The organism is Streptococcus sp. UBA4344, from assembly GCF_002393675.1.
GTDB classification, from domain to species: Bacteria; Bacillota; Bacilli; order Lactobacillales; family Streptococcaceae; genus Streptococcus; species Streptococcus vicugnae.
In genome coordinates this window covers 52147-65765 of record NZ_DGTE01000040.1, presented here as the reverse complement: position 1 = coordinate 65765, position 13619 = coordinate 52147, and the positions used below count along the sequence as shown (strand labels likewise).

The following is a 13619-nucleotide window of genomic DNA, read 5'->3' as shown; positions in this document are numbered from 1 at the left end:
GACTTTTGAAGACTTCAAGTTTCCCTGAGTTCACAGGCCGCGTTTGTCCTGCGCTTTGTGAAAAAGCATGTAACTGTGTTTCCATGGAAAAGGATTACAGCGACGGAAAAGATATTAAAGATCCTGTTTCAATTCATGACAATGAACTTTATATAATTGAAAAGGCTTTTGAATCAGGATACATGAAGCCTCAGATTCCAAAAGTAAGAAGTGGAAAAAAAATTGCGGTTGTAGGTTCTGGTCCTGCAGGTCTTGCTGTTGCAGATCTTTTAAATCGCCGTGGACACAATGTTACTGTTTTTGAACGTGAAGATCATGTTGGTGGACTTTTGATGTACGGTATTCCAAATATGAAGTTGGATAAAGAAATTGTTCAACGTCGTATTGATCTTATGGAAAAACTTGGTATCACATTTGTTGCCAATACAGAAGTTGGACGTGATATTACAGCTGATGAATTGTTGAAACAATATGATCGTGTTGTTCTTGCGACTGGTGCAAGTGTTCCTCGTGATTTGGATGTCCCAGGTCGTCATTTATCAGGTGTGCGTTTTGCGGTTGATTTCTTGACTGAAACAACTAAAAATGTTCTTGCATCTGATAATAAAAAACTTGGTCCAATCCTTGAAGGTAAACACGTTCTTGTCATTGGTGGTGGTGATACTGGTAATGACTGTATCGGTACAGCTGTTCGTTTAGGTGCAGCAAGCGTTAAACAGCTTGAAATCACTCCAGAGCCACCCGAAAAACGTTTGCCAACAAATCCTTGGCCACAATACCCAATGATTAAACGTGTTGGTTATGGACAAGAAGAAGCTAACTATGTTCAAGATACTGAATTGACAACTTATGCGACATCAACAACTGAATTTATTGGTGCTGATCGTGGTCAAGTTATTGCTGCTAAGACTATCAAAGTTGGACCTGGATTCAAACCAATCGAAGGTACTGAAGAAACTATTAAAGCAGACCTTGTCTTGCTAGCAATGGGATTCACTGGTGCTGAAAAATCACTTTTTGAACAATTTGGAGTTCAAAGTGTTTACGATGATTATTCAACTAATAATGATCGTGTCTTTGTTGCTGGTGACGCTCGTCGTGGTCCAAGTCTTGTTATTTGGGGAATCCGTGAAGGACGTAAGGCTGCAGAAAAAATCGACCAAGGTCTCCGCATCATGGTTGCTCAATAATTAATTTATTAAGCGTTTAACACATTCTTGTTTTCAATCATAAAAAACTGCCTTTAGGGCAGTTTTTTTATGACTTTTATTTTACGAAATGATGTATCATGAAATATAACGCTTACAATCCTTTATGTTATTTGTAATATTAGCTTGCTATACTAGTATTCATAAAGGGAGGAAGATTTTTATGAATTACAAAACAAAAATAGCGTTAGCAACAGCTACTCTTTCAGGAGCTTTGTTGTTTTCACAAGTAAACGCTAAGGCAGATGCCTATACTTTGCAAAGCGGTGATTCATTTTACAGTGTAGCACAAATGTATGGACTTAGTGTCTATGATTTGGCTGCTTTGAATGGTATGTCAATTTATGACACTATTGTCCCAGGACAAGTTTTGCAGATACCTGATAAAACCCCTATTGATCCATTTGTGACGAATTTGTTAACATCAAGTAGAAATTCGGAGTCTAGTCAGGTTGATTCGCCAGTGTCAAAGTCAGAAGTTCCAACTAATACTTACCCAGTTGGGCAATGTACCTGGGGTGTAAAACAAGTTGCAACTTGGGCAAGTAATTGGTGGGGAAATGCTGGCGATTGGGCAGCTAATGCAGCTTCACAAGGCTATGTGGTTGGGACACAAGCTGAAGTAGGAGCTATTATTTGTTGGACAGATCCTGATAGTTACGGGCATGTGGCCTACGTTACAGCAGTCAATGCTAGTGGGCAAATTCAAGTTTTAGAATCTAATTATGGCAATAAACAATGGATTGATAATTATCGTGGCTGGTTTGATCCAACAAAGAGTAACACTGCTGGAACAGTCAGCTATATCTATCCAGAAAGTTATTAACAAGATAGAATAAGTCTGGAAAAATTCCAGGCTCTTTTATTTCTGTGGATAAGTTGTTGATAAAAAGCTAGTTGATGTGATCAACTAGCTTTTTGATTATTTATCATCTGGTGTAAGAATCATTGGAATAATGATTGGTTCACGTTCAGTTTTTTCGTATAGGAATGGACGAAGCGCGTTAACGATAGCACCGTTAACAGATTGGATACTTGCATCTTTGTTTTTCAAAGCAATGCGGATAGCATTGAAGAGAACACGTTGACTTTCTCGAATAAGGTCACCAGATTCTCGCATGTAGATAAATCCACGACTAAGAATGTCTGGACCTGCCAAAATCATTTGGCTATCAAAGTCAACAGTAGCAACGGCAAGAACAACTCCGTCTTCAGATAAATCACGGCGGTCACGAAGTACGGCAGCACCGATATCTCCGATACCATTACCATCAACATAGATATCCTGGGCGTTAAAGTGTCCAGCACGACGAGCTGAGTTAGCTGTAAGAGCTAGCACATCACCGTTTTCCATGATGAAGATATTGTCTTTTGGCACACCTGTGTCCATCGCTAAACCAGCGTGGATTTTAAGCATACGGTATTCACCGTGAACTGGCATGAAGTATTTTGGTTTCATCAAGCGGAGCATAAGTTTTTGCTCTTGTTGTCCACCGTGACCAGATGTGTGGATATTGTTAACTTTTCCGTGGATAACTTCTACACCAGCTTCTTGGATAGTGTTGATAAGTTTGTTAACACTTGTTGTATTACCAGGAATTGGGCTAGAAGAGAAGATGACAGTATCGCCAGGTTGTAGTGTAACTTGACGGTGTGTACCATTAGCAATACGTGCTAGCGCAGCCATTGATTCACCTTGGCTACCTGTACACATAATCAAGATTTCACTAGCGTGGTAGTCTTTGATTTCGCTTGGTTCGATAAATGTTCCTTTTGGAACTTTGATATAACCAAGTTCAATACCGTTTACAATGGCTTTTTCCATTGAACGTCCGAAGACTACGATTTTACGTCCAGTTTTAACAGCTGCTTCGGCAGCTTGTTGGAGACGGAAGATGTTTGAGGCAAATGACGCAAAGATAATACGTCCATGGATGCCTTCAATAATCTTCATAATAGATTGTCCAACAACTTTTTCTGAGTTTGTAAAGGTTGGAATTTCTGCGTTAGTAGAATCAGATAGCAAACATAGGACGCCATCCTCACCAAGTGCAGCCATGCGGTGGATATCAGCTGGTTCACCAACTGGTGTCCAGTCAAATTTGAAATCCCCTGTGCAGACAATTTTACCTTGTGGTGTGTGGATAACGATTCCTAGAGGTTCTGGAATTGAGTGGGTAGTACGGAAGAATGTAACACTAAGATTCTTAAACGTTAACTCTGTGTTTGCGTTGATTTCGTAAAGTTTAGCGTCACGTAAAAGCCCGTGTTCTTCCAATTTTCCTTTGATGAGTGAAAGAGCAAGTGGTCCAGCGTAAATTGGAATATTAGCTTGCTTCAAAAGGAAAGGAATCCCACCAATGTGGTCTTCGTGCCCGTGAGTAATCACAAGGCCTTTAATACGATCGATATTGTCAACGATATATGAATAGTCTGGAATAACGTAGTCAATACCGAGCAAATCGTCTTCTGGGAATTTGATACCTGCATCTACGATAATAATTTCATCTTGATATTCAATACCGTAAGTGTTTTTACCAATTTCTCCGAGACCACCAATCGCATAAACCCCAACTTCTTCGGGTTTTAAATTGATTTGTGACATATTATAACTCCGTTAATTTAAAGGCACCTGTTTCTTTTTCGTAGGCTAGGTGTTTATCTGAAAGAAGTTCAATAAACTCTACATTGTAAGCTGTTTTTTCTTCAACAAGTTCACGAGTTTTGATACGTCCTTCGAGTTCGTTTGCTGCGTCAATTTCTAAATAAAGTGCTTTAGTTTGTTCGCGGCGTGGGTTACGTTCTTTTGTTTCTTGATAAAAAACTTTGTAAATCATAGTTTTTTCCTTTCTTTATATACCTGTGGTTAATCAAACTACACTAAACACGTCAACTAGCTTGTATCTACTTGACCAGTCATTATTAAATTTTTCCGAGTAATTGATTTAACCTTGATTCGTTGCAATTATTAAAATTATATCATAAAATAAGAAGTATAATCAAGTGAGGGAATTTAAATGATGAAAGTTTTAGCCTTTGATACTTCAAGTAAGGCTTTGTCTGTTGCCATCTTAGATGGTGATAATTTACTAGCCGATGTAACGGTCAATATTAAGAAAAATCACAGCATTAATTTGATGCCTGCGATTGATTTTTTGATGAAAGCTGTAGACTTAAAACCAGCTGATTTGGATAGAATTTCAGTTGCTCAAGGACCTGGTTCATATACCGGTCTTCGTGTGGCAGTTGCGACAGCTAAAACGCTAGCCTACACCCTAGATATTGAATTAGTCGGTGTCTCAAGCCTTTATGCACTTGCTGCAGCAGCTGATTTTGAGGGATTAGTTGTCCCTGTCATTGATGCCCGTCGTAACAATGTTTACGCTGGCTTTTATAAAAATGGTCAATCTGTTAAAGAAGATCAACACATGAATTTTGCTGATGTTCTAGACGTGGTTAAGAATGAGGAGGCAGTTATGTTTGTAGGAGAAGTTGCTAACTTCCACGATCAAATTGCTGAAAGTTTACCACAGGCTAAGGCTATTACAGTGTTACCATCTGCTTATGCTATCGGAAAATACGGTCAAAATTTAGAACCTGTCGAAGTAGATAGTTTTGTTCCTAATTATTTAAAACGTGTTGAAGCAGAGGAAAATTGGCTTAAGACACACAAAGAAAACCCAAGTGCAAACTATGTCAATCGTATCTAACATGAAAGATTTACAAGCATGTGTTGCAGCTGTTTATGAGATACTTTCAGATGTGTATCCAGTATCTCCTTGGACTGAAAATCAGATTTTATCAGACATGCAACAAGAGAATGTTGATTACTTTTTTGTGGAAAAAGATGGGCAAGTAGTCGGTTTTTTAGCGATTCAGCAGTTAGTTGGGGAGCTTGAGATTACAAATATTGCCATTAAAAAAGCTTATCAGGGACATGGATTAGGTAGCCAATTACTGGCTAATCTTGATCATGTTGATTTTCCCATTTTCTTAGAAGTCAGAGCATCAAATGCTTCTGCACAGGCACTATATAAGAAATTTGGTTTTGAAATTATTGCCAAACGTAAGCAATATTATCACGAACCAGTAGAAGATGCGATTATCATGAAGCGCGAAGGTAAATAAGAGGTAATAAATTGATGAAAGATAGATATATTTTAGCCGTGGAGAGTTCTTGTGATGAGACAAGTATTGCGGTTTTAAAAAATGACAGTGAGATTTTAAGTAATGTCATCGCTAGTCAAATCGAAAGTCACAAACGCTTTGGCGGCGTAGTGCCTGAAGTAGCAAGTCGTCACCATGTTGAAGTGATTACAACTTGTTTCAAGGATGCTTTAGATGCAGCTGGAATTGAAGTTAGTGATTTAGATGCTGTTGCTGTGACTTATGGTCCAGGATTGGTCGGTGCTATTTTAGTTGGTATGGCTGCTGCAAAAGCTTTTGCATGGGCTAATAATTTGCCACTGATTCCAGTAAATCACATGGCAGGGCACTTGATGGCTGCGCGTGAAGTTAAAGAACTTCAATATCCATTAATGGCTTTGTTGGTTTCTGGTGGGCATACAGAGCTTGTTTATGTGTCTGAGCCTGGAAACTATAAAATTGTTGGTGAAACACGTGATGACGCTGTTGGTGAGGCTTATGATAAAGTAGGGCGTGTTATGGGATTGACTTATCCAGCGGGACGTGAAATTGATCAGTTGGCTCATAAAGGAAAAGATATTTATGATTTCCCACGTGCTATGATTAAAGAAGATAATCTAGAATTTTCATTCTCAGGTTTGAAGTCTGCCTTTATTAATTTGCATCATAATGCAGCTCAAAAGGGTGAAACTCTTTCAAATGAAGATTTATCAGCCTCATTCCAAGCGGCAGTTTTAGATGTTTTAATGGCTAAAACGAAAAAAGCTTTAGAGAAATATCCTGTCAAAACACTTGTGGTGGCAGGTGGTGTAGCTGCTAACCAAGGATTACGTGGGCGACTAGCTGATGAGATTACTGAAGCAGAAGTTGTTATTCCACCACTTCGCCTATGTGGTGACAATGCTGGGATGGTCTCACTAGCTGCAGCTATCGAATATGATAAAGGACATTTTGCTGGACTTGATTTAAATGCTAAACCAAGTCTTGCCTTTGATACATTGGATTAAATATAAATAAGCTCCTGAAAATTTCAGGGGCTTTTGACTTATTACCAGGTTTAGTAGTTTAATTTTGATATGAGTTTTTCGAGCTGAGCCACTTCATCTGTGGATAAGTTTGATAATAGCAAATCAGATTGTTGCTGTTCATATTCATGAAGTTGTGGATAAATGTCCATGGCTTTTTCTGTTGGGTAAACACGCTTGATTTTTTGATTAACAGAATCTTTCTTTAATTCAAAATAGCCAAGCTTAACAAGTTTTTTGATGGTTCTAAAGGCTGTTGTGCGATCAATTTGGACATTATCAGCTAATTCCCCTAAAAACATACCAGGTTGTTCACAGATACGAATGATATAGATATAAAGGTTATTATTTAAGCCAAATTCTTTAAAGTGATTGTTAGAATCTATTTGAATAGTACGCGTAATGGCACCAATAGTACGAATGATTTTAAACATCTTATCTCCTCGAATAAATTTTATCAAAAAAATATTGCATTTACAATAAAATGTGCTATAATATGAGAAATATTATTGCAAATACAATTAAATAAAAGGGGAGAGTTTATGGAAATCAGAATTTTTGAGCCAAAATTTAATCAGTCAGTAAAAGAGATGATTTTAGATATTCAACAAAATGAATTTCTACTTCCAATCACGCTATCTGATCAACCAGATTTATTAAACATTGAAAGTTCCTATCAAAAGAGTGGTGGACAATTTTGGGTAGCTGTAGATGATAAAGGTGAAAAGGTAATAGGGTGCCTTGGGTTAGTTGCTCTTGCAGAAGGAAATGTTGCTTTAAAGAAAATGTTTGTTGCAAAACCTTATCGAAAATTAGGTTTAGGGAAAAAGTTATTAGAAGAATTTATTACTTATTGTTATGAAAATAGTAAAAAGGCGATATTTCTTGGAACAACATCAGATTTTGAAGCTGCTCAGTATTTTTATCAAAAATCAGGATTTCAGGAAATTGACTCTACAGATTTACCTGTGGATTTTCCAAAATTATCTGTGGATAATCGCTATTATAGTTATTTTCTCAACTAAAAAAGCAGACAAAGTCTGCTTTTTCAGTGATAAAAACTTATTTTTCTATATATTATATTACCAGCTGGCTTTTGTAACCCCTGGGATTTTACCTTCGTGAGCAAGAATGCGGAAATTGATACGACTCATACCAAATTTGCGCATGTAAGCATGTGGACGTCCGTCGATGCGGTCGCGGTTTTTCAAACGATTTGGATTTGAGTCGCGTGGCAATTTACGAAGGGCTTCGTAATCGCCCTTAGCTTTTAATTCACGACGTAAGTCAGCATATTGCTCGATGAGTTTTAATTGTTTATTATATCTAGCGATTTTTGATTTTTTAGCCATAATATCTCCTTTTTAGTTAACTGGTTAACAAAAATAATTATAGCACTTTTAAAAAGAGAATCAAGAGAAAAAACTTAACTAGTTAAATATTTTTAAAAAAAGTAAAAAGAAACCCAAAATAGGATCTCTTTTTAGTTTATTAATAATGTAAACTTCCAGCAACCCAGCCTGTACATAGAGCAACGGTGATGTTAAAACCACCAGTATGGGCGTTAATATCAAGAACCTCACCTGCAAAATGTAGGCCTGGGACTTGTTTACTTTCAAGAGTTTTAGGATTGATTTCTTTCAAGTCGACGCCCCCTTTGGTTACAAAGGACTTAGCTAGTGACATTTTGCCAGTGACTTTGATTGGCATAGCTTTCAGTTTAGCCACAAGTTCTTGTTCCTGATTTGGTGTCAATTGTTTGACTTTTTCGGGAAATGGCTGAGCGAAAAAGCTTGCTAAGCGCTCAGGAACAAGCATTTTGAGTGTATTCTTAAGAGATTTTTCACGATGTTCCACTAGAAATGAATGAAGTTCTTCTGTGGACATTTTTGGGATAACATCCAGTTTAATGGTTTCTCCACCTTTGATAAAGCTAGACATGCGAAGAGCAGCGGGTCCAGATAGTCCAAAGTGAGTAAAGAGTAAATCGTGTGTGATATGATGTTTTCCATAAGATAGGCTAACATCATCAAGTGAAATCCCTTGAAGTTCTTTATGTGGAAAATCTGTTAATAAAGGACTTTCAGCTGCTTCAAGTTCAGTTAGATTTAATTTAAAGTGACGAGCAATCTCGTAACCAAATCCAGTAGATCCTGTGGATGGATAAGCTTTACCACCAGTTGTGACAATAAGTTTTCCACAAACAAATTCATCTGAAGCTGACTTAATGTGGAAAAGCTCATCGATTTTCTTTACAGAAACAACTTCAGTATTTGTTAAGACTGTACCACCGAGTTCACTGATTTTATGAGTGAGGGCATCAATGATTGTTTTTGATTTATCAGTTTTTGGGAAGACGCGCCCATGGTCTTCAACTTTTAAAGCAACACCATTTTCTTCAAAGAATCGCATGATATCATGGTTGTCAAATTGTGAAAAGACACTGTATAGAAAACGCCCATTGCCCGGAATGCCTTCCATGAGGTCATCGATAGTACCATTATTTGTGACATTACAGCGTCCGCCACCAGTACCAGCTAGTTTCTTTCCGAGTCTTCTATTTTTTTCAATAAGTAGTGTTTTGTAACCATAATAGCTGCTAGAAATGGCAGCCATCATACCGGCAGGTCCACCACCGATGATAATTGTATCGTATTGTTTCATATAATCATTGTAGCATAAAATGTTTCTATCCCGTAGTCAAATGACAGTAGATTTTTTTGAAATAAGGAAGTAAGTTTACAGAAAATGACAGAAAGTTGACACGATTGCGAAAAAAAGCCTATCAATTCAGGCTTGAAGCAGTCAATTAACTGGTTAAAAATTGACAATCATTAGTTCATGTGTTATCCTTTTCATAAGTAATTTCAATGTAAAAGAGGATATTATGGCAATCGAGAAAACAGTTAGTGAATTGGCTGAGATTCTGGGTGTTAGCCGTCAAGCGGTTAATAATCGTGTTAAGAATCTGCCGGAAGAAGATGTTGATAAAAATGAAAAGGGTGTTACGGTAGTTAATCGTAGCGGCTTGATTAAACTTGAAGAAATTTATAAAAAAACTATCTTTGAAGATGATCCAATTGATGAAGAAACAAAACAACGTGAACTTTTGGAAATTCTAGTTGATGAAAAAAATACAGAAATCACTCGTCTGTATGAACAACTAAAAGCCAAAGATAAACAATTGGCTTCAAAAGATGAGCAACTTCGTGTTAAAGATGTTCAAATTGGTGAAAAAGACAAGCAATTAGATCAACAACAACAGTTGACGCTTGCTGCTATGGAAGATAGTAAACGTCTTCAACTTGAACTTAATGAGGCTAAAGCTGAATTTGAAGAGATTCAAACAAAAACTGAAGAAGCAATTCAAGAACAGGAAGAAGAAGCTGCTCCGAAAGGATTGTTTGCACGTCTTTTTGGTAAAAAATAAGGAAGTCGGAGGCTGGGACGAAAGTTCCAGCTTATTTTGTAAAAGTGAAATAGTTATGTGATTAAGGAGAAATTATGGAAAAGCTATCTGAGTACATTGCTTTTGACTTGGAATTTAATACAGTTGCTGAAATTAGTCATATTATTCAAGTTTCTGCTGTAAAATTTCGAGATGGTGAAGAAGTTGACAACTTTGACACTTATGTTTACACAGATGTGCCTTTGCAATCTTTTATTAATGGTTTAACAGGGATTACATCAGAAAAAATTGCAAATGCTCCAAAATTAGATAAAGTCTTGGCAGATTTTAAAGATTTCGTAGGAGAGACAGCTCTAGTTGGTTATAATGCCTTGAAATCTGACTTGCCACTTTTAGCTGAGAATGATTTAGACTTGACAGAGCTTTACAAGGTTGACTTGTATGATGAAGCTTATGAACGTCGTAGTTCTGATTTGAATGGAATTGCAAATCTTAAGTTGACAAGCGTTGCTGATTTTTTAGGCATCTCTGGACATGGACATAATTCTTTAGAAGATGCTCGAATGACAGCACTCGTCTATGAAAAATTTATGGAATTTGATGAGAACAAGTCTTATCTGAATCAGCAAGAAGAAGAGCATGGCGATAATCCTTTTGCAGCTTTGGGTGGCTTTTTTAGCTGATAGCTCTGCTATTTTTCAAAAAAATAAAAAATCATCTAGGGTAACCCCTTGCTTATGACCTTAGGTCATGTCCTATAATGAGGGCAGAAAGGAGGTGAAAGGAATGTCTCAGACTTATAGCACCGGTGATTTGGCAAAGTTGGCTGGTGTTTCAGTTCGTACAGTGCAATATTATGACAAACGTGGTATTTTAGTTCCTTCTCAATTGACAGAAGGTGGTCGTCGAATTTACACTGAGAGTGATTTGGAACGTTTGCGAATGATTTGTTTCTTGCGAGATTTGGATTTTTCAATTGAACAGATTAAACGTCTCTTTGTTGAAGATAATGCTAAGCAGGTTTTAGAGTTATTGCTTGCTGAGCATATTCGTGAGATAAAGCAAGAACTAGCTGACAAGAAAGAGAGGCTTGACACCGCTGTCAACTTGCTTGACAATGTGAAAAGTCAATCTGGCCAGTCATTAGAATTTTTATCAGACATTTCTCTTACCATGAAAAATCAATTATCTTTGAAAAAGGTCCATAGGAAGATGTTTTTCATCTTTTTGCCTTTAATTATCCTTCAAGTGGGAAGCATAGTATGGGCACTTGTGGCAAGGAATTTTTGGATTTATCTGCTTGCTGAAATTATCATAGTTCCCTTTGCCATCTGGTTTGCTAGGAAATACTCTCAAAATGTAGCTTATGTTTGCCCAAATTGTCATCATTGCTTTCAACCAAATTTTCAGACATTTTTCTTTGCAGCGCACACACCTAAGACAAGAAAGCTCACTTGTCCACATTGTCATGAAAAATCATATTGTTTAGAAGTAGCAAGTAAATAAAAAGCTCGAACCAATGGTTCGAGCTTTTTTGATGTTTAGCTTAGAATGGCAATTTCCCTGCGAAAGCACCAAGTGTTTTTTGAGTGGCAGCATCAACTTGAGAAAGAGCATCGTTGATAGCTTGTGTTGTCATATCTTGAAGAGTTTCGATATCATCTGGGTCAACAATAGCATCTTTGAATGAGATGTTAACCAATTTTTTGTCACCTGTGAATTCAGCAACAACTAATTCTTGAGCTGATTTTCCAGTGAAAGTTGTGCTAGCAAGCTCAGCTTGTTTTTTCTCCATTTGTTTTTGGAGTTTTTGAGCTTGACGCATCATGTTTTGCATGTTCATCATAATAGTTATAAGATTCCTTTCGTAGCGAGGGTTTGAGTCTTTATTAATTTGGAAATTTATCTTGAAAAAGATATTAATATTATAGCATCTTTCCTATAGAACTTAAAGTTTGGAGTTAGGGTTATGATTATGATTATTGTTTTTGGTCTGATAAGAGAGGATTTTACAAAAACTTTACAAAAAACAGGTAATGGATTTGATATTAACTGCTTATAATGACGACTATAAAGATGTTAAAGGAGAAAGCCATGAAAAAATGGAAAATGTTAGCCGGTTTAGCTCTACTTAGTTTGGGAGTAGGTTCAGTCTTATCTGCTTGTGGAAAATCATCTAAAACTGAGTCAGGAACGGGGCAGATTAATGTTGTCTCTCGTGAAGAAGGATCAGGGACACGCGGTGCTTTTGTTGAGCTTTTTGATTTAAAAGGAAAAAATAGTAAAGGCGATACAGTTGATATGACTACATCAAGTGCTATCGTAACGAACTCAACATCGGTCACATTAACAACTGTTGCTGGAGATAAGTCAGCAATTGGTTATGCATCACTAGGTGCTCTTAATGACAGTGTCAAAGTTTTGAATATCGATGGCCAAAAAGCTAGTGTTGAGACAATTAAGGATCGTTCTTATAAGATTTCTCGTCCATTTAATATTGTGACAAAATCAGAAATCAGTAAGTCAGCAAAGGATTTCATGGCTTATATCTTAAGCAGTGATGGTCAAAAGATTGTTAAGGATAATGGCTATATTCCTCTTGAGCAAAAAGAGCCTTATCAAACAAGTGTGACTACTGGAAAAGTAGTGGTTTCTGGATCTAGTTCGGTAACTCCAGTTATGGAAAAATTGAAAGAAGCTTATGGTAAAGTTAATCCAGGTGTTAAAGTCGATATTCAACAAAGTGACTCATCAACCGGTATCACTGACACTATTGATGGAACATCGGATATTGGTATGGCTTCTCGTGAATTAGAGGAAGCTGAAAAAGCAAAAGGTGTTTCATCAACTGTTATTGCAATGGATGGCATTGCACTTGTTGTCAATAAGGCTAATGAGGTAGAAAATTTGACCAGCCAACAGGTAAAAGATATATTTTCTGGCAAAATAACAGCCTGGAAAGACTTGACTGATTAAGAGGATGTCATGAATCACAAAAAAGAAAAAATCATGCAGGGGCTATTCTTTTTAACAGCCTGTATTTCAATCGTTTCAGTTTTATTGATATGCATTTTCTTGTTGGCAAATGGACTGCCTGCTATTAAAGAAATTGGCATTAAAAATTTTCTTCTGGGAGAAATTTGGCGTCCATCAAGTAATGAATTTGGCATTTTACCAATGATTGTTGGGTCTCTTTATGTGACGCTGGGAGCTTTAGTCATAGGGGTTCCGATTGGTATCTTTACGGCAGTTTTTATGGCAAAATTTTGTCCACCTGTTCTTTATAAGCTTTTGAAGTCAGCTATTAATTTAATGGCAGGAATTCCGTCGGTTGTTTATGGTTTCTTTGGTTTAGTTGTCCTTGTTCCCTTTGTGCGTAATTACATTGGTGGCTATGGTATGGGAGTACTAACGGCATCGATTCTTTTGGGAATAATGATTTTGCCAACTATAGTTAGTGTGTCGGAGTCAGCCATTCGTGCGGTGCCCAACTCTTATTATGAGGGAGGATTAGCTCTGGGAGCTTCTCATGAAAGAAGTATATTTTTTGTGGTACTTCCTGCTGCCAAACGCGGCATCTTGGCGTCCGTTATTCTCGGACTTGGTCGCGCTGTTGGAGAGACTATGGCTGTTATTATGGTAGCAGGTAATCAGGCGATTTTACCAAGCTCATTAACCTCAGGGGTTCGAACACTAACAACAAATATTGTTATGGAAATGGGGTATTCATCAGGACTTCATAGGCAAGCTTTGATTGGAACGGCTGTTATTTTGTTTCTGTTTGTCTTGATTGTTAACATTGCTTTTTCATTATTACGGAAAGAGGATTAG

The 13619-nt window shown here is 37.2% G+C and carries 17 protein-coding genes; 11 read left to right on the top strand and 6 right to left on the bottom strand.

The annotated features are described in order from the left end of the window. Together B4D49_RS07765 and B4D49_RS07760 are read left to right on the top strand one after the other, a co-directional pair. Window positions 1–1190: glutamate synthase subunit beta (locus tag B4D49_RS07765; RefSeq protein ID WP_286784040.1), on the top strand; the 1190-nt coding region annotated here is incomplete at its 5' end. A gap of 181 nt (window positions 1191–1371) precedes the next feature. Continuing rightward, window positions 1372–2034, top strand: a complete 663-nt coding sequence (locus tag B4D49_RS07760; protein WP_199543367.1) for a CHAP domain-containing protein — start codon at window positions 1372–1374, stop codon at window positions 2032–2034. Window positions 2035–2130: 96 nt separating this feature from the next. Here B4D49_RS07760 and rnjA read toward each other — a convergent pair whose 3' ends face one another. Both rnjA and B4D49_RS07750 read right to left on the bottom strand, forming a co-directional pair. Continuing rightward, window positions 2131–3813: a ribonuclease J1 gene (rnjA, locus tag B4D49_RS07755; RefSeq protein WP_132868915.1), complete on the bottom strand. Its 1683-nt coding sequence runs from the start codon at window positions 3811–3813 to the stop codon at window positions 2131–2133. A 1-nt stretch (window position 3814) separates the two neighbouring features. Then, window positions 3815–4045 (bottom strand): DNA-dependent RNA polymerase subunit epsilon, encoded by a 231-nt coding sequence (locus tag B4D49_RS07750; RefSeq protein ID WP_132868916.1) that lies wholly within the window; start codon window positions 4043–4045, stop codon window positions 3815–3817. 180 nt (window positions 4046–4225) lie between these two features. Here B4D49_RS07750 and tsaB point away from each other — a divergent pair, with 180 nt between their 5' ends. The 3 genes from tsaB to tsaD are packed head-to-tail and all read left to right on the top strand — an operon-like array spanning window position 4226 to window position 6361. Continuing rightward, complete coding sequence (gene tsaB, locus B4D49_RS07745) at window positions 4226–4918, top strand: tRNA (adenosine(37)-N6)-threonylcarbamoyltransferase complex dimerization subunit type 1 TsaB (protein WP_199543356.1); 693 nt, start codon at window positions 4226–4228, stop codon at window positions 4916–4918. Between the two features lies 1 nt (window position 4919). Beyond that, window positions 4920–5336 (top strand): ribosomal protein S18-alanine N-acetyltransferase, encoded by a 417-nt coding sequence (gene rimI, locus B4D49_RS07740; protein WP_286784041.1) that lies wholly within the window; start codon window positions 4920–4922, stop codon window positions 5334–5336. Between the two features lie 14 nt (window positions 5337–5350). Next, entirely contained in the window at window positions 5351–6361 is a 1011-nt protein-coding gene (gene tsaD, locus B4D49_RS07735; RefSeq protein WP_199543340.1) for a tRNA (adenosine(37)-N6)-threonylcarbamoyltransferase complex transferase subunit TsaD, read from the top strand. A gap of 50 nt (window positions 6362–6411) precedes the next feature. On the opposite strand, the gene B4D49_RS07730 is transcribed toward tsaD, so the two are convergent. Then, on the bottom strand, window positions 6412–6813 hold the full coding sequence (locus B4D49_RS07730) for a MarR family winged helix-turn-helix transcriptional regulator (RefSeq protein ID WP_286784039.1): 402 nt from the start codon (window positions 6811–6813) through the stop codon (window positions 6412–6414). A gap of 108 nt (window positions 6814–6921) precedes the next feature. On the opposite strand from B4D49_RS07730, the gene B4D49_RS07725 reads away from it, so the two are divergent. Beyond that, window positions 6922–7404, top strand: a complete 483-nt coding sequence (locus tag B4D49_RS07725; RefSeq protein WP_199543325.1) for a GNAT family N-acetyltransferase — start codon at window positions 6922–6924, stop codon at window positions 7402–7404. Window positions 7405–7461: 57 nt separating this feature from the next. Here B4D49_RS07725 and rpsN read toward each other — a convergent pair whose 3' ends face one another. Both rpsN and B4D49_RS07715 read right to left on the bottom strand, forming a co-directional pair. After that, complete coding sequence (gene rpsN / locus B4D49_RS07720) at window positions 7462–7731, bottom strand: 30S ribosomal protein S14 (RefSeq protein ID WP_286784038.1); 270 nt, start codon at window positions 7729–7731, stop codon at window positions 7462–7464. Between the two features lie 139 nt (window positions 7732–7870). Continuing rightward, window positions 7871–9043: an NAD(P)/FAD-dependent oxidoreductase gene (locus B4D49_RS07715; protein WP_286784037.1), complete on the bottom strand. Its 1173-nt coding sequence runs from the start codon at window positions 9041–9043 to the stop codon at window positions 7871–7873. A 223-nt stretch (window positions 9044–9266) separates the two neighbouring features. Between B4D49_RS07715 and B4D49_RS07710 the strand changes: the two genes are divergently transcribed. The 3 genes from B4D49_RS07710 (at window position 9267) to B4D49_RS07700 (ending at window position 11294) form a co-directional block, all read left to right on the top strand. Next, a complete protein-coding gene (locus tag B4D49_RS07710) occupies window positions 9267–9809 on the top strand; it encodes a DUF536 domain-containing protein (RefSeq protein WP_132869253.1) in 543 nt (180 codons plus the stop codon). A 74-nt stretch (window positions 9810–9883) separates the two neighbouring features. After that, a complete protein-coding gene (locus tag B4D49_RS07705; protein WP_132869254.1) occupies window positions 9884–10471 on the top strand; it encodes a 3'-5' exonuclease in 588 nt (195 codons plus the stop codon). A 103-nt stretch (window positions 10472–10574) separates the two neighbouring features. Then, the gene (locus B4D49_RS07700; RefSeq protein WP_286784036.1) at window positions 10575–11294 is read left to right on the top strand and encodes a MerR family transcriptional regulator; all 720 of its coding nucleotides are present in this window, start codon (window positions 10575–10577) and stop codon (window positions 11292–11294) included. A gap of 40 nt (window positions 11295–11334) precedes the next feature. On the opposite strand, the gene B4D49_RS07695 is transcribed toward B4D49_RS07700, so the two are convergent. Next, entirely contained in the window at window positions 11335–11634 is a 300-nt protein-coding gene (locus tag B4D49_RS07695) for a YbaB/EbfC family nucleoid-associated protein (RefSeq protein WP_039696271.1), read from the bottom strand. A 248-nt stretch (window positions 11635–11882) separates the two neighbouring features. Here B4D49_RS07695 and B4D49_RS07690 point away from each other — a divergent pair, with 248 nt between their 5' ends. Both B4D49_RS07690 and pstC read left to right on the top strand, forming a co-directional pair. Continuing rightward, window positions 11883–12764, top strand: a complete 882-nt coding sequence (locus B4D49_RS07690; RefSeq protein ID WP_286784035.1) for a substrate-binding domain-containing protein — start codon at window positions 11883–11885, stop codon at window positions 12762–12764. A gap of 9 nt (window positions 12765–12773) precedes the next feature. Next, complete coding sequence (gene pstC, locus B4D49_RS07685) at window positions 12774–13619, top strand: phosphate ABC transporter permease subunit PstC (RefSeq protein ID WP_199543302.1); 846 nt, start codon at window positions 12774–12776, stop codon at window positions 13617–13619.

Coding starts and splice junctions, on each gene's coding strand:
- B4D49_RS07760 (WP_199543367.1), top strand. CDS start 1,372: ATGAATTACAAAACAAAAATAGCGTTAGCAACAGCTACTCTTTCAGGA.
- rnjA (WP_132868915.1), bottom strand. CDS start 3,813: ATGTCACAAATCAATTTAAAACCCGAAGAAGTTGGGGTTTATGCGATT.
- B4D49_RS07750 (WP_132868916.1), bottom strand. CDS start 4,045: ATGATTTACAAAGTTTTTTATCAAGAAACAAAAGAACGTAACCCACGC.
- tsaB (WP_199543356.1), top strand. CDS start 4,226: ATGATGAAAGTTTTAGCCTTTGATACTTCAAGTAAGGCTTTGTCTGTT.
- rimI (WP_286784041.1), top strand. CDS start 4,920: ATGAAAGATTTACAAGCATGTGTTGCAGCTGTTTATGAGATACTTTCA.
- tsaD (WP_199543340.1), top strand. CDS start 5,351: ATGAAAGATAGATATATTTTAGCCGTGGAGAGTTCTTGTGATGAGACA.
- B4D49_RS07730 (WP_286784039.1), bottom strand. CDS start 6,813: ATGTTTAAAATCATTCGTACTATTGGTGCCATTACGCGTACTATTCAA.
- B4D49_RS07725 (WP_199543325.1), top strand. CDS start 6,922: ATGGAAATCAGAATTTTTGAGCCAAAATTTAATCAGTCAGTAAAAGAG.
- rpsN (WP_286784038.1), bottom strand. CDS start 7,731: ATGGCTAAAAAATCAAAAATCGCTAGATATAATAAACAATTAAAACTC.
- B4D49_RS07715 (WP_286784037.1), bottom strand. CDS start 9,043: ATGAAACAATACGATACAATTATCATCGGTGGTGGACCTGCCGGTATG.
- B4D49_RS07710 (WP_132869253.1), top strand. CDS start 9,267: ATGGCAATCGAGAAAACAGTTAGTGAATTGGCTGAGATTCTGGGTGTT.
- B4D49_RS07705 (WP_132869254.1), top strand. CDS start 9,884: ATGGAAAAGCTATCTGAGTACATTGCTTTTGACTTGGAATTTAATACA.
- B4D49_RS07700 (WP_286784036.1), top strand. CDS start 10,575: ATGTCTCAGACTTATAGCACCGGTGATTTGGCAAAGTTGGCTGGTGTT.
- B4D49_RS07695 (WP_039696271.1), bottom strand. CDS start 11,634: ATGATGAACATGCAAAACATGATGCGTCAAGCTCAAAAACTCCAAAAA.
- B4D49_RS07690 (WP_286784035.1), top strand. CDS start 11,883: ATGAAAAAATGGAAAATGTTAGCCGGTTTAGCTCTACTTAGTTTGGGA.
- pstC (WP_199543302.1), top strand. CDS start 12,774: ATGAATCACAAAAAAGAAAAAATCATGCAGGGGCTATTCTTTTTAACA.